Here is a 16,979-nt window from a genome sequence, read left to right on the forward strand (position 1 = left end):
TCTTAGTGTCAGGAGGGCTTGATGGACAAGCAACAAGAGTTTGTACTTCGCACCATCGAAGAGCGTGGAGTGAAGTTTATTCGGCTTTGGTTCACCGATGTTGCTGGAACTCTAAAATCTGTCGCCGTCGCCCCTGCGGAAATAGAAGGGGCCTTCAACGAGGGCATCGGTTTTGATGGAAGTGCTATTGAAGGCCTAGCTAGAACATCAGAAGCAGACATGTTGCTGATTCCGGATCCTGCAACCTTTCAGATATTGCCCTGGCGAGGGACAGTGGACCCTGCGGCCCGAATGTTTTGTGACATCGCTACGCCTGACTATAAGCCTGCTCTCGCGGACCCTAGAAATGTTCTGCGCCGCTCTTTGGACAAAGCCGCAAAGATGGGCTTCAGCTTTTATGTTCACCCCGAAATTGAGTTTTACCTGCTGAGATCCTCAGAAGTGGGACAAGACGGACTGCCCGTTCCAGTTGATAATGCTGGCTATTTTGACAACGTCCCAGGAGGCACAGCCCACGACTTTAGGCGTCGAGCAGTCACTATGCTGGAGCAGCTTGGGATATCCGTGGAGTTTTCCCATCATGAGGGCGGTCCCGGTCAGAATGAAATTGATTTGCGCTACGCCGACGCATTATCGATGGCGGACAACATCATGACCTTCCGAACGGTAATCAAGGAGGTTGCTATCGAGCAGGGGGTTTACGCAACGTTTATGCCAAAACCCTTCACCGATCAACCAGGTAGTGGCATGCACACACACTTCTCGCTTTTTGAGGGTGATAAAAATGCTTTTTTTGACCCGAGTGCGAGCTACCATCTTTCAAATACCGCAAGACAATTTATGGCCGGCGTCCTCAGGCACGCACCCGAAATTACCCTCGTTACCAATCAGTTCGTAAATTCCTATAAACGTCTCTGGGGTGGAGGCGAGGCTCCGAGTTATGTGAGCTGGGGCCACAACAATCGAAGCGCCCTAGTTAGAGTTCCCCTTCACAAACCTGGGAAACCCCAAAGCACTCGAATTGAGTATCGAGCAATGGACGCGGCAGCGAACCCCTATCTTGCATATGCACTGCTTCTAGGAGCCGGGCTGAAGGGGATAGAAGAGGGGTATGAACTTCCCTTGGAGAGCGAAGATGATGTCTGGCTACTAAGCGATATGGAACGCCGCGCGATGGGAATTGTCTCACTTCCCCAATCGCTGGCTCACGCAATTAGAAAGCTAGAGGAGTCCGAACTGGCCGCCGAGATCTTGGGGGAGTCGGTGTTTAATTACGTATTGGCAAATAAGCGCCAGGAGTGGGCCGCCTATGGCGCCCAAGTTACTCCCTTTGAAATAGCGCAAAACCTCCGCACTCTATAGATGGTCTCCGAGCGTAAATCCGGGCTTAGTGAGCTGGCTCGCTTGGGTTTTGTCTCGCTTTCTGAAAGTGCTGAAAAGCTACAAGAATTAAGTTTGTTGACTGGGCCAATAGCCGAGCAGACTCTTATCGCACTCTCCAAGTCCGCCTCACCCGATCAGGCATTGGACACTCTTATTCGAATAGCCAATCGTGATGCGGCTAGTTTGAAAAAGGTTTTGAACCAACCGGCTGCGGCCGAGCGATTGTGCAGGGTCGTGGGTCTTTCCATGGGGCTTGCTGATTACATCGAGAGGCATTCTGACTCTCTCGACATATTCCTTGAACCCTCAGCGCTTCCGCACTCTTTAGAGTCAATATGTCAATCTCTGAATCGCGTTGCACTAAGAGTTGAATACCGACGGGCAGTTCTTAGGGTGGTCGACTGGGACCTGTCTCAAACTGATTTTCGGCTCGCAATTGGTCCGGTGACTGCGAAGCTTTCTGACCTAGCTGGGGCGGCGCTCGAAGGAGCAATCCGGCTTGCCAAGCAGGAATTGGTTTCGGAATCTAAGCTCACCAACATAGAAGCTAGTGATATTCGGTTCGCGGTTATTGGCATGGGTAAAAGTGGAGCGAGAGAGCTGAATTATGTGAGCGACGTGGATGTCGTCTACGTGGCGGAATCATCAGCCGGGGATCCGGTATTTATCGGGAGCAAGATTGCCGCAAGATTGGCACAAGTCATCAACGAACCCGGAATTGAGCCGGGGCTCTGGGAGGTGGACCCCAATCTAAGGCCCGAGGGCAAGTCCGGAGCTTTAGTCAGGACCCTACAATCTCACATCGCTTATTTTGAGAAATGGGCTGAGTCCTGGGAGTTTCAGGCCCTTCTCAAGGCTCGTTTTTTGGCGGGGGACAAGGAGTTAGGGCTGGCTTACGAGCAAGCCTTGAAGCCGTTGATTTGGTCAAAGGCAGACCGCGCATCGATAGTTGAAAACGCGCGTCATTTGCGCAAGCGGGTTTTAGATCTAATCCCCAGCTCTGAAAGGGATTCGCAAATAAAGCTCGGCCGTGGTGGCCTGCGCGATGTCGAATTTACGGCGCAGCTAATGCAGTTGGTTCACGGGGTTGCTGATGAGTCGCTCAGGGTGATGGATACTCTCAGCTCCTTGGACGCTTTAGCCAAAGCGGGCTTGCTGTCTCGTGAAGATCGCGATAACTTCTCGCTGCACTATAAAACCCTCAGAGCCATCGAGCATCGTGTGCAACTCGTAAAGCTCAGGCGGACACACCTAATGCCAACCGATGAAGTAGCGCTTTTGATCATCGCTCGTTCCTTGGGAGAGGGCATAAAAACCGAGGCACTAAAACTGCTTTGGCAACAGACCAAGTCCGAAGTCGCGACGCTTCATGAATCGGTGTTTTATCGACCGCTTCTTGGCGCGACCGCGGCGCTAAGCGCCGGAGAGGTTCGACTGACCGATGACGAAGTCCTCCAGCGCCTAGTTGCACTGGGGTTCATGGATCCTGCTGGGGCCAAGCGGCACATAAACTCACTAATCTCTGGGGTGAGTAGAAGAGCCACTATTCAGCGCACGCTATTACCAGTTTTGTTGCGCTGGATGGCGGAGGGAATAGATCCGGATCGGGCTCTGATCAGCTTCAGAAGACTCAGTGAGGCGTTGGGGGAGACTCATTGGTTTCTCAGGATGCTGCGCGATTCCTCGGGGGCCGCTGAGCGCCTCATGACCGTTTTGTCATCATCGGCTTTTGTGGCAAGGATGCTTGAGCGAATTCCAGACACCTCCGCTTGGTTCGATGATGAGGCCTTGCTGTTCCCTCGCCCGCAATCGGATTATGAGAATGAAATGCTCGCAGTTCTCGGGCGATATGACGATAAAAAGCAGGCCTCCGAGGCTATTCGACAGGTTCGAAGACGCGAAACTCTCAGGCTTGCGATTGGAGCCGTGCTTGCCACTTTGAATTTAGAGCAAATTTCACTCGGGCTCTCGGAGATCAATGATGCCTATCTGCGCAGCATGCTTGCCGTGGCAAAAAGGTCCCAAAAAAGCGACCTTGACATTTGTATCATTGCTATGGGTCGACTAGGGGCATCCGAAATAGGTTTTGGCTCAGACGCGGATGCCATGTTGGTCTATCAAGATCACGATCAATCTGCCCAGCAAATCGCTGAGAAAATCACCTCAGATTTGCTGGAATTGGTCCGGGATCCCCTGCTTCCATTCGAGCTCGATCTGGCCCTTAGGCCGGAAGGGAAAAATGGCCCCCGAGTGAAATCCCTCAATGCATATACTGCTTATTACGAAAAATGGGCCGAGGTCTGGGAGCATCAGGCGCTTTTGAAGGCCCGCCCGATTAGCGGTTCAAATCAGCTCCAATCCGCCTTCATTGAGCTCATTTCAAAGTATCGATATCCAAGAGAGCTCAGCGCGAAGGCCGTAGTCGAAATTAGAAGGATTAAGGCGCGGATTGAGGCGGAGCGCCTGCCGCAAGGAGCGGATCCACTAAGGCACCTAAAGCTCGGCAAAGGCTCCTTGAGTGATGTTGAATGGTTTGCGCAGCTTTCTCAGCTGAAATTCGCCCATCAACACCCCGCACTTCAAACCACCTCTACAATCAGGGCGCTCGAGGAAATCGTGAGCCTCAAGCTGGCTGGCAGTGAAGAAGTCAGTTTGCTCAGAGAAGCCTGGGTTTTTGCGTCGCGCTGCAGAAATGCACTGGTGCTGGCGGTAGATAAGTCAGCCGACTTGCTTCCCCTAGACCTAAGGCAATTGGAGGCAATGGCTCGGATTTTGGAGTACACGCCGGGCAGCGCAGGAGAGCTTGAGCAGGACTACCTTGGCATTACTCGCAGGGCCAGGGGTAGTTACGAAGATTTGTTTTATAAATAAAAAAGGGCCGAGAAAGACTCGGCCCTTTTTTGAATTTCTTTTTTAGACCCCGTAGTAAAGCTCGAACTCATACGGGTGTGGGCGCTGTGCTAGCGGTTTGATTTCCTTCTCACGCTTATAGTCAATCCAAGTCTCGATTAGATCCTTGGTGAAAACGTTGCCCTCCATCAAGTACTCGTGATCATTTTCCAGTGCGACCAATACTGCTTCCAGAGTGCCTGGTAGCTGAGGGATGTTTTTAGCCTCCTCCGGTGGAAGCTCATAGAGATCCTTATCAACTGGCGCGTGAGGCTCTATGCGGTTCTTGATTCCATCGATACCCGCCATTAGCATTGCTGCAAAACCGAGGTACGGGTTACCCGATGCATCCGGGGCACGGAATTCGATTCGCTTTGCCTTGGGGTTTGAACCGGTTAGCGGGATTCTAATGGCTGCGGACCTGTTTCCGGCCGAGTAAACCAGGTTAACAGGAGCCTCGAAGCCCGGGACTAGTCGGCGGTAGGAATTGACCGTTGGATTTGTGAAGGCCAGCACGCTGGGGGCGTGCTTGAGAAGACCTCCGATGTACCAGCGAGCCAGATCGCTAAGACCCGCGTAACCAGACTCATCGTAGAATAAAGGCTTTCCGTCCTTCCAGAGTGACTGGTGAACGTGCATCCCGGAACCGTTATCACCAAATAGCGGCTTTGGCATAAAGGTCGCGGTCTTGCCGTATTGGTGCGCAACGTTCTTGACAATATATTTAAATTTCAAGACATCATCGGCGGACTTTACCAAGCTGTCAAAGCGGTAGTTGATCTCACATTGACCCGCGGTTCCTACTTCGTGGTGGCTGCGCTCAACATCTAGACCGGCGTCCTCGAGCTCCAAAACGATTGCATCACGAATATCGGCCAGGTGATCAACAGGCGAAACTGGGAAATATCCGCCCTTGAAGGCGGTTTTGTTGCCCAAGTTGCCACCTTCTTCTTGGCGGGCGGTGTTCCAGGCACCCTCAACCGAATCAACTATGTGGAATGAGGTGTGCGATTTCGTCTCGTAACGAACCTCGTCAAAGATAAAGAACTCTGCCTCCGGCGCAAAAAACGCCGTATCCGCGATTCCGGTGGATTTTAGGTAAGCCTCGGCCTTGTGCGCCACTTGACGTGGGTCACGGTGGTAAAGCTCACCGTTGCGAGGGTTATAAATGTCAAAAGAAACAATCAGAGTCTTCTCTACTCTGAATGGGTCCATGTAGGCGGTTGTCACATCTGGAATCAGCTGCATGTCACTCTCGTGAATGGATGCAAAACCTCTTATTGACGACCCGTCAAAGAGCTGACCGTTCTCGAAAAACTCCTCGTTTATCTGAGAGACGGGAAGGTTGAAGTGCTGTTGAATTCCAGGTAGGTCTGTGAAACGTACGTCTAGAAATTTAACGTCATTGTCTTTTATGAAGGCCAGAACTTCGGCAACATTCTTAAACATGGTGATACCTCTCCTAGAGGGTAAGAGCTAGATTCCGGATGGAACCACTCAGAAACTACAGGTCAAATGTTTCGAAAATGTTAACCCTTGCGCTTGGGTGCGCGCACTCGCATCGGATCAATTCCTTTAGGAATTGGCAATCCGCCAGCTCCCGCGAGGGCATCCAGTCGGTTAACGACCATGGTTACCTCTCTGCGGTTCAAGGATTTAGGCAATTTATATACGGTCTTCAAAAGGGCATAGAGCCGAACGCCGTGGTCGATCGAGACATTCACCTTGTGAATCTTGACCCCCGGCACGGCGCGCTCCACCTTTCGACCTTCGTCGGTGAGCATTTGCTGAGTGCGAGAGCTCCCACCCTCTGCTATTAGGACAACTCCAGCCGGCCCAATCATCCGATAAATGGCCTCACGAGACTTTGCATTGACAGCAATCGGTGTGGACTTGGCTCGCCACTTGCGCTTGATTTGAGAATCAAGCACTGCCCCGACAGCTCCAGCCTGACCCTCGATAGAAATGTAAGCCGAACGCTCTGCGCGCTTTGAAAGAATCAGCATGGCTACCAAAACACCAGTTAGTGAACCGGAGATGATCCACATTGTAGCTATGAAGGCGCTTCCCCCAGAGGTTAGAAGGCCTAGGCCGATACCACCACCAACCGACAGAAGTAAACCCAATAAAGCGAACCACAGCGCGCTCGGGTCGCCTTTAATAGTTTGGCGGTAGACCCGCATCAACTGCTTGAAGCGCCCTTGTTTCTTATTCTTGTTTTTAGCCACGGTTGATAGTTTAGTTAGGCAATCGCCGATGCCTGCGAGAACTCGAGCTTATCCGCGAGATGTTGCAGGTGTTCAGGAATATCCCTGCCCTTGGAGAGCATGCTCTGGGCCCATAGTCGACCGGCTCGGTAGCTTGAGCGAACCAGTGGTCCAGAAAGGACACCCAGGAAACCAATCTGCTCAGCTTCTTGAGCAATCTCGATGAACTCCTCTGGCCTTACCCATCGCTCCACCGGGTGGTGTCGAGGTGAGGGCCTGAGGTATTGAGTGACGGTGATTATGTCGGTTCCGGCATCGTGAAGGTCTCTTAGCGCCTGGCTAATCTCGGAGCGCTCCTCGCCCATCCCCAATATCAAGTTCGATTTGGTAACCATGTTCGCAGCTCTACCCTGAGTTATGACATCTAAGGATCGATCGTAAGTAAAGGCCGGTCTGATTCTTTTGAAAATGCGTGGAACCGTCTCTACGTTGTGCGCATAGACCTGAGGCTTAGCTTCAAAGATTTTCTGAAGCAGCTCAGGTCGACCAGAGAAATCTGGAATGAGTATTTCCACACCCGTACCCGGGGATTGCTTTTTGATCTGCCTGATGGTCTCGGCATAGAGCCAAACTCCCTCGTCGGGTAAGTCATCTCTTGCTACTCCGGTCACGGTCGCGTAGCGAAGATCCATTGACTTCACAGACTCCCCAACTCTTCTTGGCTCATCGACATCAAGAGCGGCTGGCTTCCCAGTATCAATCTGGCAGAAGTCGCAGCGCCTGGTGCATTGTGAACCACCGATTAGAAATGTTGCCTCGCGGTCTTCCCAGCATTCGAATATGTTCGGGCAACCGGCCTCTTGGCAAACGGTATGAAGCCCCTGGTCTTTTACCAGCGAGTGAAGTTTTTGGTACTCCGGGCCCATTTTCGCTGTGGTTTTAATCCAAGCGGGTTTGCGTTCAATCGGGGTTTCACTATTGCGAACTTCGAGTCTAAGAAGCTTGCGTTCAGGCTTTGATTCTGGCATTTGGTATTTCTCCCATTCGCTGCTCTATAAGCCTAACTGCATCCATCACGCTTATTGTTCTGCCGCAGATTTGTGACAGTGTGGTCGTCTTGGCATCCTGGATTCCACAGGCAATTATGTGATCGTAAGGCTCAAGGCTGTTATCGCAGTTCAAGGCAAATCCGTGCATGGTGACTTTTTGCGCTACACGGATTCCAATCGCGGCAAGCTTCTGAACGCCATGTTGCGTATCAACCCAAACCCCACTGCGGCCTTCGACCCGAATTCCAGCCACGCCGAAACCGGAAATCGCATCGATTATGGTCTGCTCTAAAAATCTTACGTATCCAACTACGTCAATGGGTTGTGGCAGGTGCATTATTGGGTAGCCGATAAGTTGGCCTGGGCCGTGCCAAGTTATTTTTCCACCGCGGTCCGTTTCAAAAAAAGCCGATTCGTCATCCGGTAATTCGGATACATCTGTTCTTTTGCCTGCGGTGTAAACGGAGGAGTGTTCCAGAAGCAAAACAGTGTTGGGTCGCTGCCCCCCTGCTACTTCCGCGTGAATTTCGCGCTGCAGGTCCAAACCCGTTTGGTAGTCAACAAAATTGGGAGCAAACCCCACGCGGATAAATTCAGGCATTCACATGCCTCGACTTTGCCAAGTTCTTGACAGATAGCTTTTTTGTGCCTTATCGACCCTCGGATGCCGCGATAGTTTGACCATGAAAACTACCTCCATCAAGCTACCCAATCGAGTATTACTCCTCACAGGTTCTCCCAAGCAACTCAAGGGAGTAATGGCTCAAAAGACTCCAAATGGAAATCTTAAGCTGAAGCTAAATCCCTAGGTTGGCTTCGAAGTTAGCCTCTTCTAGCCTTGCCTTTAAGTCGGTTAGGAATCGGGAGGCGTCGGCGCCATCGATGATTCTGTGGTCGTAGCTCAAAGCTAAGTAGACCAAGGATCGAATCGCTATCGCCTCGTTCCCATGAGCGTCTGTCACGACCGCAGGACGCTTGGTAACGACTCCCGTCCCTAGAATCGCACTTTGCGGCAAAAACACAACTGGTGTGTCAAAAAGCGCGCCTCTAGAACCCGTGTTCGTCAGTGTAAATGTTCCACCTGAGAGCTCGTCTGGCTTGAGTTGGTTATTGCGGGTGCGTAAGGCCAGATCGGAAATCTGTTGAGCGATTTGAGCCAAGCTCAAACTCGCTGCGTCTCTTATAACCGGAGTCAATAGGCCACGCTCTGTGTCCACAGCGAAGGAGATATTCTCACTCGGGTGATAAACCATGGTCTCGCCATCAACAGAACTATTAATCTTTGGGTGAGACTGCAAGGCCTCTGCCGTTGCTAAGGTGAAAAACGGCATGAAGTTCAGCTTGACGCCAGCTTGCTTGGTGAATTCAGCCTGCACCTTCTTGCGGAGGTTGGCAATATTTGTCACATCAACTTCCACCACGGTGGTTAGCTGGGCGCTTTGTTGCATGGATGCAACCGCTCGTTCCGCAATAACTTTTCGCAACCTTGACATCGACTCCGAGGTTCCGCGCAGCGGAGAAATCTGGACAACATGCTGTGAGCCCGCAGTCGCAACTGGCGAGCTAGGGGCCGCCGTCACGTCTTCCTTGCGAATTCTTCCGCCCACGCCCGTACCTTTGATTCGACTTAGGTCAATGCCATTGTCGTTAGCGAGCTTTCTCACGATCGGAGTGATGTAGCCAGGGTCTGTTTCGAAAGTCGATTCTGTCGGAGCGGGACTCGATGGTGCGACTACTGGCACCGAGGCCGGGGGAGCAGGTGGTGGTGCAACTACTGGTGCTGCAACTACTGGTGCTGCAACTACTGGTGCTGCAACTACTGGTGCTGCAACTACTGGTGCTGCAACTACTGGTGCTGCAACTACTGGTGCTGCAACTACTGGTGCTGCAACTACTGGTGCTGCAACTACTGGTGCTGCAACTACTGGTGCTGGAGTTGGCGCAGCTACAGGCGCAGCTACAGGCGCAGCTACAGGCGCAGCTACAGGCGCAGCTACAGGCGCAGCTACAGGCGCAGCTACAGGCGCAGCTACAGGCGCAGCCTCTTGGGCAGGAGCCGCCACTGGCGCAGCCTCTTGTGCAGGAGGAGCCGCCTCCGGTTCTGGGGTGGCGGGAGTCGCCGCTGCCTCTTCGCCAATCACGGCGAGGATGGCTCCGACCTCGACCGTCTCATCCTCTTGAACCAATATCTTCTGAATCACTCCGGCCACAGGAGAAGGGATCTCAGTATCAACCTTGTCCGTGGAAACTTCTACCAAAGGTTCATCTACTGCGATCGTGTCGCCGACTTTTTTCAGCCAGCGGGTAATTGTTCCCTCGGTTACGGATTCCCCTAGTGCTGGAAGAACTACATCAGTCATTGTCTTACCTGTTTCTCTTCTTTTCGGGTTCTTAGGCGTGTGCGTGAAGTGGTTTGCCAGCAAGGGCCAGATGAGCCTCGCCAATCGCTTCGTTCATTGTCGGGTGAGCGTGAAGCAATGGTGCAACATCCTCTGGGTATGCCTCCCAGTTGACTATTAGCTGGGCTTCACCAATCTGCTCTCCAGCTCGAGAGCCGATCATGTGGAAACCGATAACTGGGCCATTAATCTGCCGAATCAACTTGATGACACCGGCAGTTCCAAGAATGTTGCTCTTACCGTTGCCGGCGAGGTTGTATTCATAGGTCGAGATGTTCTCTGCGCCATATTTCTCGGCGGCTTGGGCTTCGGTTATCCCAACCGATGCAATCTCAGGTTCGCAGTAAGTTACGCGCGGAATTCCATTTTCGTCCACCTTGATGGGCTTCAGGCCGGCGATTTCCTCGGCTACGAAGATTCCATGCATAAAGCCGCGATGGGCCAACTGATAACCCGGGACTATGTCGCCAACTGCAAAAACGCCATCCAAGTTGGTTTGCAGCCTCTCATTGGTCAGCACGAAGCCTCGATCCATTTTTACGCCCTGCTCTTCGAAACCAAATCCCGTGGCGTTTGCGCCTCGGCCCACAGCCACTAGAAGGAGATCCGCTGAGATTTGGTCTCCGTTCTCAAGCTCCACTAAAACGCCAGCATCCGATTGAGTAACGGTTTTAAACTTATTGCCGAGCTTTAACTCGATGCCGCGCTTTTTAAAAGCCCTCTCCAGTCCCTTGGAAATCACTGGCTCCTCATTTGGAACCAGTCGGTCAAAGCCCTCGATAATGACGACCTCTGCTCCGAATGACTTCCACACCGAAGCAAACTCGACTCCGATTACTCCGCCCCCAAGAACCGCAACTCTATTCGGGACATAATCCATTTGAAGGGCTTGGTCGCTGGTGATAACCCTGCCGGTGATCTCAATTCCCAAGGTCTTGCTATTCGAGCCCGTTGCCAATAGCAGGTTTTTGCCGGTATAAATCTCGCCGTTCACGGTGACCGATTTCGGTCCAGTCATTCGACCGTCGCCATGAACAAAAGTAATGTTCTTGGCGCTGACCAAGCCGGTCAAGCCTTTGTAAAGTTTTTCTACAACAGAATCTCGGTATTTATTCACTTGATTCATATCAATGTTCTGGAACGTTGCGTTCACGCCGTAGTGACTGGCTTCCCTGGTGGTGTCGGCAACTTCAGCGGAGTGCAATAGCGCCTTGGTTGGGATACAGCCTCGGTGCAAACAGGTTCCCCCAAGTTTATCTCTCTCGATGAGAGCGATGCTCAGACCCAATTGAGCCCCTCTGAGGGCTGCGGCGTAACCGCCTGAGCCAGCTCCAAGAATTACTAGGTCAAAGGTATTTTCTGCCATTTACGCTCCCAAATCTGCCAAACATTCAAAGTCTAACGCTTATCTGGCCACACCCAGTTGGCGGGCGAAATCAATCAGGGTGCGAATCATCACACCGGAAGCGCCATTGGGAATCACGGAGTAGGGTGCGCCGTCGTTATTGGCAGGACCCGCAATGTCCAAGTGGCCCCAGCTGGACTCGGGGGATACGAATTCGGATAGGAAGTGTCCGCCAATCAGCATTCCACCAGCCCTGCTGCCTATCTTCACGTTTGTGATATCTGCCAATTCGGAATCCAACAGAGCCCGAAGCTCTTCAGGCAGTGGCATTGCCCACAGCTTCTCATCCGCCCTGCTAGCCGATTCAACAAGTAATTCGATGGCGGCTCCATGTCCCATTAGGCCGGCATACCTATTACCCAGGGCAACCGTTGCTGCACCGGTAAGAGTCGCTACATCAATTATGTGGTCCGGGTTTTCCTCTTGCGCCAGGCAGAGGCCATCCGCGAGCACTAGCCTTCCCTCCGCGTCGGTGTTCAGCACCTCGACGGTTTTGCCATTTCGCATAACAAGGACATCGCCTGGCCTTGTGGCTTCTCCCGAGGGCATGTTTTCGGCAATACACATCCAGGCCGTTACGTTTACTTCAAGTTTTAGTATGGCGATGGCATTTATGGCACCAAGAATTGTTGCGGCACCAGCCATGTCGTACTTCATACCCACCATGGCATCAGCCGGCTTAATCGATAGCCCTCCGGTGTCAAAGGTTATGCCCTTACCCACCAAGGCCAGGTGCTTGCCACCACCCCGATACTGTAATTTGACTAGCCTGGGCCCTCTCGCGGAGCCTTTTCCAACACCTAGTATTCCGCCGCAGCGTTCCAGCTCGAGTCTCTTTTCATCCCAGATTTCCACTTCGATGGACTGGTTTTGAACGAGCTTTTTTGCCGCTTGGGCGAAAGACTCCGGGTATAGATCATTAGCTGGTTGGTTGACAATTTCACGAATGTCCAAAATAGTCTGAGCTACTTTTAGGGTTGCCGCAATGTCCAATTGGGACTGATTTTCTGCCACCAGAATTTGAAACTCTATTTCTGTTTTGGCCGAGTCATTGGTTTTTGATTTGTAGGCAGTGGGGGTTTTCTGCCCGAGAACCAGACCCTCAACGATTTCCAAAATCTCAGCGTCCGAGGGATCAACTGCAATAACAATGGGCACTCCAGCCTTCGCGGTCCTGGATACCGAGGCCGCGAAATCCCGACTCGACTGCTTCGATGGCGAGCCAATCAACAAGGCATATCCAAAGGCTTGCGGGACTCTAATGATGGCTCCGGATTTGGACTCGGCACCAAGTAACCCGAGCTGCTCACTTGAGATTTCCAGCTGGGAGTATCTTGCTAGCGACTCGTTATCGGAATAAGGGACGGCCAGTTGGTAGTTGCCATTAGGGATGATTGAGACCAATGAGATACGTTGCATATTCAATAAGTTTAGGTGGGTTAGTATCGCCTGATGAGCGAGTTATACCGTTTCTACAAACCGACCAACGAGTTACGTGGCTTGCCAATGATTGCGATGCTTTCCGGCTTTAGCGATGCTGGCAGCACGATCTCGCAGGTATCGGAACACCTGTTTGCCAATTTAGACAATGAATTGGTGGTTCGCTTTGATAATGACCAGCTGTTGGACTATCGCTCTAGAAGGCCCATCCTCTATTTTGAGAAGGACCACATTGAGTCCTACGAACCTGCAACTTTAGGAATTTTCCTAATGAAGGACGAGGCCGAACAGCCCTTTTTGTTCCTAGAGGGCTATGAGCCAGATTTTGCATGGGAGGCTTTCTCTCAGGCAATTACAGATATTGCGACAGACCTCGAAGTTTCGAGCTTCACCTGGGTTCACTCAATTCCCTTCCCAGTGCCACACACTCGCCCAACCGGAGTCACCGTCTCGGGCAACCGAAAAGATTTAATTGAGCGTTTTACAGAGTGGAAACCGCAAACCCAGGTCCCGGGTAACGTGATTCACCTGCTGGAGTACAGGCTTTCTAAACTCGAGTTCCCCAGCGCGGGATTTGTCATGCTGGTCCCTCATTACTTGGCAGACAATGAAGTACCACAATCCGCCATAACTGGAATCGAAATGATTGCGGCCGCAACCCAACTGGTCTTTCCCACCGATGACCTTAGAGAAAAAGCTCGCAAATTTCTTGAAAAAGTTGATCAGCAAGTGGCCGACAATCCAGATTTGGCGAAGCTGGTGTCGTCCCTGGAGCAAGGTTACGCATCGGGTGAAGCCGGTCCATCAAAGGCGCCAATTGGAAGACCGCACGCCCAGTCACCCAGTGCGGATCAGATTGCCGAAGAGCTCGAGTCATACCTAGCCACGGTTAGAAGAAATCAAGAGCCAGAGGAATAAATCCGCTCTTTATTTGGTTTTCTAACAACGAAAGAGAAGTATCTGTGGCACAATGAAGTACCTAACCCATGTTTTGTCGTTTTCGACTTGACAAGGGTTTAAGTTCTGCCCTGAAGAAGAAGGTAATCATCGCAACTATTTCGAAAGCAAAAGCCAAGTCAACCAAGGCTGCTCCGAAGAAGAGAGCGACCTCAGCCGATAACGATGAGTCCATAGGCTCTGATGACGATCTCGACTCTGTGGAATCAATCGTTGCTGAAGCGGCGGATGCTGTGGACTTGAGCGAGTCTGGCAAGCTCCAAGACTCCTCAGACCCGGAAACTGAGAGCATTCAACTACCAAGCAATGTCCTGGTGCTAAGCGATGACGAAGACGACATCCCAGTTCAAAACCTGACAATCAGTGGGGCTACCGCGGATCCAGTTAAGGATTACCTAAAGCAAATCGGCAAGGTGGCGCTCCTAAATGCCGAGCTCGAGGTAGAGCTCGCGAAGCGCATTGAAGCTGGTCTCTTCGCGGAGGAGAAGCTAGCTATCTCCGAAAATCTTGCCCCGAGCGAGCGTCGCGATCTGAACTGGGTGGTGAAAGATGGACAGCGGGCAAAGAGTCACCTTTTAGAAGCGAACCTCAGGCTGGTAGTTTCATTGGCCAAGCGTTACACCGGGCGCGGCATGCAATTTTTAGATTTGATTCAAGAGGGAAACCTGGGCCTAATCCGTGCTGTTGAGAAATTTGATTACACCAAGGGTTATAAGTTTTCCACCTACGCCACCTGGTGGATCCGCCAGGCAATCACCAGGGCTATGGCCGACCAGGCCAGGACCATTCGTATTCCGGTTCACATGGTCGAGGTCATAAATAAACTCGCCCGGGTTCAGCGCCAGCTGTTGCAGGACCTTGGGCGCGAACCAACTCCCGAGGAGCTCGCTGCAGAGCTGGATATGACACCCGAAAAAGTCGTTGAGGTCCAAAAATACGGCAGGGAGCCAATTTCCTTATCAACACCTCTTGGCGAAGACGGTGACAGCGAATTCGGTGACCTAATTGAGGACACCGAGGCCGTGGTTCCGGCTGACGCTGTGGGATTCACGATGCTGCAACAAGAGCTTGACCGTGTCCTTGAAAGTCTCCACCCGCGAGAAGCAGGCGTAATACGCTCCAGATTCGGCCTCGGCGATGGGGTCCAAATGACCTTGGATCAAATCGGAGAAAAGTTTGGCGTTACTCGCGAACGAATTCGTCAGATTGAATCAAAAACCATGTCTAAGTTGCGCCACCCCTCGCGCTCTCAACTTCTGCGCGATTACCTAGACGGCTAAATGCGCACGATTCTGGCGATGGCAGTCGGAAAGCTGCTTCGCTTTCTAATTAGAATCGTCAGGCCCGGGGGAGGATCCGCTCTTCCCGGAACCGTAGCAAGACTGCTAGACCCCAAGCTCTTAGAGCGTGTCATCAAAACCGCTCCCATGGGTTTGGTAGTAGTTTCTGGATCTGCTGGAAAATCCACGACCACCAGCGCCTTGGTTCTTCTTTTAGAAGCTCATGGGCTGAGAGTGTTCACGAACCCTTCAACCGCTAACATTTTGCAGGGTTACTTTGCTGCGGTGCTGCAATTTGCAAACCTTCGCGGCCGCATTGCCGCCGATGTGGTCGTTCTGGAATGGGACGAGGGTCACGGAGCGGCTTTATCAAAGACCCTAAAACCTCGGCTCGCCGTGCTGACCAATCTACTCTCGGATCAATTGGATAGGTTTGTCGATCCGAGTCTTGTGCTGGATAAGTTGCGAACCATCGCCGAATCTTCTGAAGTTTTGGTAGCAAACTCAGATGACCCGAATCTGAGAGAGCTAATTAAAAACCATCGGGCGAGCTCAAGTTTTGGGTTGTCTAGCGAGCTTTCAATTCGTGCTGACCGGCCAATTTATGCAGTTAACTTCAATGAAGAAGCTGAAATCCCGGCTAGCGCGCTGGTTGTCGCATGCGATGCCAACATAAAGGTCAAAATGGTGAATGAGGTTTTCGAGTTCAAGGCCAAGACCTCGGGTCTGCATCAGGGGCTCAATCTGGCTGGAGCGCTCCTGGCCGCTTCCAAGTTGATTACTTTGGACCCAAGTCTTTGTGGCGAAGCCTTTAATCAAATGCCCGTGGTCTTTGCACGCGATGAATTGGCGATAATCAGAGGTCGTGAAGTCAGGCTGATGCTCGTGCAGAACTCCACAAGTTTTCAACTGAATGTAGATTCTCTTCCGCTAGACCCTAGGCCCCTGATGCTTATGGCTGGGAGCGACATACACGACCCGAGTTGGCTCTGGGCGGTTGATTTTTCGACCCTCAAATACGTCGATGTGGTTGGGGGTTTCAATGCCCACGAGCTAGCCCTAAGACTTAAATTTGCAGGAGTAAATTTCGGTGAAGTCGTTGTTGAAGCAGACAAAGCTGCCGAAAGCTTTTTGGCGCTTCCAGGGGAGTCCCCAGTAATCATGTTCTCCGCAGATGCTATGCGGCGCACTCGAAGACACCTCGGACTGGCAAAATGATTTCGCTAGCCACTTTTCACCCGGAGCACTTCAATAACAATGCGGATCAGGGAAACATCGAGGTGTTGGCTATGTTGATGGCCAAGGCTGGAGTGGGCTATGAAATTTCAACAAGCATTTCCCCCGATTCGGATTTCGTACTCATTGGCGACGCGTCATTTGCGGCAATCGCGCACTATCAAGCTGAACTTGAAAATCTTGTTCCGATTCTGACGGAGCGCTTAGAAAGTGGAAATCCGACCTTGATAGTTGGTTCGAGCTACGAGTTTTATCTAAAAAGAATTCCCGATTTTCCAAAGTATCGCATGGCCCAGCGAGTGTCTGGATTCGTCTCGGTGGTTACGAATTTGATGGAACCAGTTATCGGTTATCGAAACTCTGAATTATTCGACGCTGAAGTTTTTATTGCGGGAGCTTTTGTTGGGACTCAGCTATACGGTCCCGTTTTAGCCAAGAACCCAGAATTGCTGCAAATGATTTCGCTAAAAATGGGATTCCAGCCTGCGCTGGACAGGTCCGACAGTGACCTTATTGCCGAAATTAGAAGGCGAACTATCTTTTAGTTAGTTCTTCGGACTGGTCATACCAATTGATTACTAGGGGCTCGAGCTTCGATTTGTTTGCATTACCGTGGTGATTGCAGAACAGTAAATCTCCCCCTTCGAGTTCAACTCGAATATAGGCCTGAGCTCCGCAAACATCGCATCGATCATTTGCAACTAGCTTCTGTGTTTCCTTGATTTCTTCCATTG

14 protein-coding genes are annotated in these 16,979 nt (G+C 51.7%); 6 read left to right on the forward strand and 8 right to left on the reverse strand.

All coding sequences use genetic code 11. The annotated features are described in order from the left end of the window. Positions 1-21: 21 nt before the first annotated feature. Complete coding sequence (locus tag BLP47_RS05505; protein ID WP_091851256.1) at positions 22-1,362, forward strand: glutamine synthetase family protein; 1,341 nt, start codon at positions 22-24, stop codon at positions 1,360-1,362. After that, positions 1,363-4,254, forward strand: coding sequence for a bifunctional [glutamine synthetase] adenylyltransferase/[glutamine synthetase]-adenylyl-L-tyrosine phosphorylase (locus tag BLP47_RS05510; RefSeq protein ID WP_091851259.1), 2,892 nt, complete (start codon positions 1,363-1,365; stop codon positions 4,252-4,254). A gap of 42 nt (positions 4,255-4,296) precedes the next feature. Here the strand turns inward: BLP47_RS05510 and glnA are convergent, their stop codons facing one another. The 7 genes from glnA to BLP47_RS05545 form a co-directional block, all read right to left on the reverse strand. Next, positions 4,297-5,721: a type I glutamate--ammonia ligase gene (glnA, locus tag BLP47_RS05515; protein ID WP_091851262.1), complete on the reverse strand. Its 1,425-nt coding sequence runs from the start codon at positions 5,719-5,721 to the stop codon at positions 4,297-4,299. An 80-nt stretch (positions 5,722-5,801) separates the two neighbouring features. Beyond that, positions 5,802-6,500 (reverse strand): DUF4191 family protein, encoded by a 699-nt coding sequence (locus BLP47_RS05520; RefSeq protein ID WP_091851265.1) that lies wholly within the window; start codon positions 6,498-6,500, stop codon positions 5,802-5,804. A 14-nt stretch (positions 6,501-6,514) separates the two neighbouring features. Next, positions 6,515-7,507 carry a lipoyl synthase gene (lipA, locus tag BLP47_RS05525; RefSeq protein WP_091851268.1) on the reverse strand — a complete coding sequence of 331 codons (993 nt, stop codon included), beginning with the start codon at positions 7,505-7,507 and terminating at the stop codon, positions 6,515-6,517. Continuing rightward, the gene (gene lipB / locus BLP47_RS05530; protein ID WP_091851271.1) at positions 7,488-8,129 is read right to left on the reverse strand and encodes a lipoyl(octanoyl) transferase LipB; all 642 of its coding nucleotides are present in this window, start codon (positions 8,127-8,129) and stop codon (positions 7,488-7,490) included. The genes lipA and lipB overlap by 20 nt, the downstream gene beginning before the upstream one ends. A 196-nt stretch (positions 8,130-8,325) precedes the next feature. Beyond that, complete coding sequence (locus BLP47_RS05535) at positions 8,326-9,888, reverse strand: 2-oxo acid dehydrogenase subunit E2 (protein WP_091851274.1); 1,563 nt, start codon at positions 9,886-9,888, stop codon at positions 8,326-8,328. A gap of 31 nt (positions 9,889-9,919) precedes the next feature. Beyond that, positions 9,920-11,293 (reverse strand): dihydrolipoyl dehydrogenase, encoded by a 1,374-nt coding sequence (gene lpdA, locus BLP47_RS05540; RefSeq protein ID WP_091851276.1) that lies wholly within the window; start codon positions 11,291-11,293, stop codon positions 9,920-9,922. A 39-nt stretch (positions 11,294-11,332) separates the two neighbouring features. After that, positions 11,333-12,751: a leucyl aminopeptidase gene (locus BLP47_RS05545; RefSeq protein ID WP_091851279.1), complete on the reverse strand. Its 1,419-nt coding sequence runs from the start codon at positions 12,749-12,751 to the stop codon at positions 11,333-11,335. Between the two features lie 33 nt (positions 12,752-12,784). On the opposite strand from BLP47_RS05545, the gene BLP47_RS05550 reads away from it, so the two are divergent. The 4 genes from BLP47_RS05550 (at position 12,785) to BLP47_RS05565 (ending at position 16,790) form a co-directional block, all read left to right on the forward strand. Further along, positions 12,785-13,690: a proteasome assembly chaperone family protein gene (locus tag BLP47_RS05550; RefSeq protein WP_091851281.1), complete on the forward strand. Its 906-nt coding sequence runs from the start codon at positions 12,785-12,787 to the stop codon at positions 13,688-13,690. 68 nt (positions 13,691-13,758) lie between these two features. Next, complete coding sequence (locus tag BLP47_RS05555; RefSeq protein WP_249883289.1) at positions 13,759-15,009, forward strand: RNA polymerase sigma factor; 1,251 nt, start codon at positions 13,759-13,761, stop codon at positions 15,007-15,009. Then, a complete protein-coding gene (locus BLP47_RS05560) occupies positions 15,010-16,227 on the forward strand; it encodes a MurT ligase domain-containing protein (RefSeq protein WP_091851284.1) in 1,218 nt (405 codons plus the stop codon). After that, positions 16,224-16,790 (forward strand): hypothetical protein, encoded by a 567-nt coding sequence (locus tag BLP47_RS05565; protein ID WP_091851287.1) that lies wholly within the window; start codon positions 16,224-16,226, stop codon positions 16,788-16,790. Before BLP47_RS05560 ends, BLP47_RS05565 begins: the two co-directional genes overlap by 4 nt. On the opposite strand, the gene BLP47_RS05570 is transcribed toward BLP47_RS05565, so the two are convergent. Beyond that, positions 16,780-16,977, reverse strand: coding sequence for a hypothetical protein (locus BLP47_RS05570; RefSeq protein WP_091851290.1), 198 nt, complete (start codon positions 16,975-16,977; stop codon positions 16,780-16,782). The two genes, BLP47_RS05565 and BLP47_RS05570, sit on opposite strands and share 11 nt — an antisense overlap. Positions 16,978-16,979 lie beyond the last annotated feature (2 nt).

It is taken from the genome of Candidatus Aquiluna sp. UB-MaderosW2red, from assembly GCF_900100865.1.
In the GTDB taxonomy this organism is placed as follows: Bacteria; Actinomycetota; Actinomycetes; order Actinomycetales; family Microbacteriaceae; genus Aquiluna.

Excerpts from the sequence above, each read along its gene's own strand:
- BLP47_RS05560 (WP_091851284.1), top strand. The coding sequence starts at position 15,010 with ATGCGCACGATTCTGGCGATGGCAGTCGGAAAGCTGCTTCGCTTTCTA.
- lipA (WP_091851268.1), bottom strand. The coding sequence starts at position 7,507 with ATGCCAGAATCAAAGCCTGAACGCAAGCTTCTTAGACTCGAAGTTCGC.
- lpdA (WP_091851276.1), bottom strand. The coding sequence starts at position 11,293 with ATGGCAGAAAATACCTTTGACCTAGTAATTCTTGGAGCTGGCTCAGGC.
- BLP47_RS05565 (WP_091851287.1), top strand. The coding sequence starts at position 16,224 with ATGATTTCGCTAGCCACTTTTCACCCGGAGCACTTCAATAACAATGCG.
- BLP47_RS05505 (WP_091851256.1), top strand. The coding sequence starts at position 22 with ATGGACAAGCAACAAGAGTTTGTACTTCGCACCATCGAAGAGCGTGGA.
- BLP47_RS05550 (WP_091851281.1), top strand. The coding sequence starts at position 12,785 with ATGAGCGAGTTATACCGTTTCTACAAACCGACCAACGAGTTACGTGGC.
- BLP47_RS05555 (WP_249883289.1), top strand. The coding sequence starts at position 13,759 with ATGTTTTGTCGTTTTCGACTTGACAAGGGTTTAAGTTCTGCCCTGAAG.
- BLP47_RS05545 (WP_091851279.1), bottom strand. The coding sequence starts at position 12,751 with ATGCAACGTATCTCATTGGTCTCAATCATCCCTAATGGCAACTACCAA.
- BLP47_RS05570 (WP_091851290.1), bottom strand. The coding sequence starts at position 16,977 with ATGGAAGAAATCAAGGAAACACAGAAGCTAGTTGCAAATGATCGATGC.
- glnA (WP_091851262.1), bottom strand. The coding sequence starts at position 5,721 with ATGTTTAAGAATGTTGCCGAAGTTCTGGCCTTCATAAAAGACAATGAC.
- BLP47_RS05535 (WP_091851274.1), bottom strand. The coding sequence starts at position 9,888 with ATGACTGATGTAGTTCTTCCAGCACTAGGGGAATCCGTAACCGAGGGA.
- lipB (WP_091851271.1), bottom strand. The coding sequence starts at position 8,129 with ATGCCTGAATTTATCCGCGTGGGGTTTGCTCCCAATTTTGTTGACTAC.
- BLP47_RS05510 (WP_091851259.1), top strand. The coding sequence starts at position 1,363 with ATGGTCTCCGAGCGTAAATCCGGGCTTAGTGAGCTGGCTCGCTTGGGT.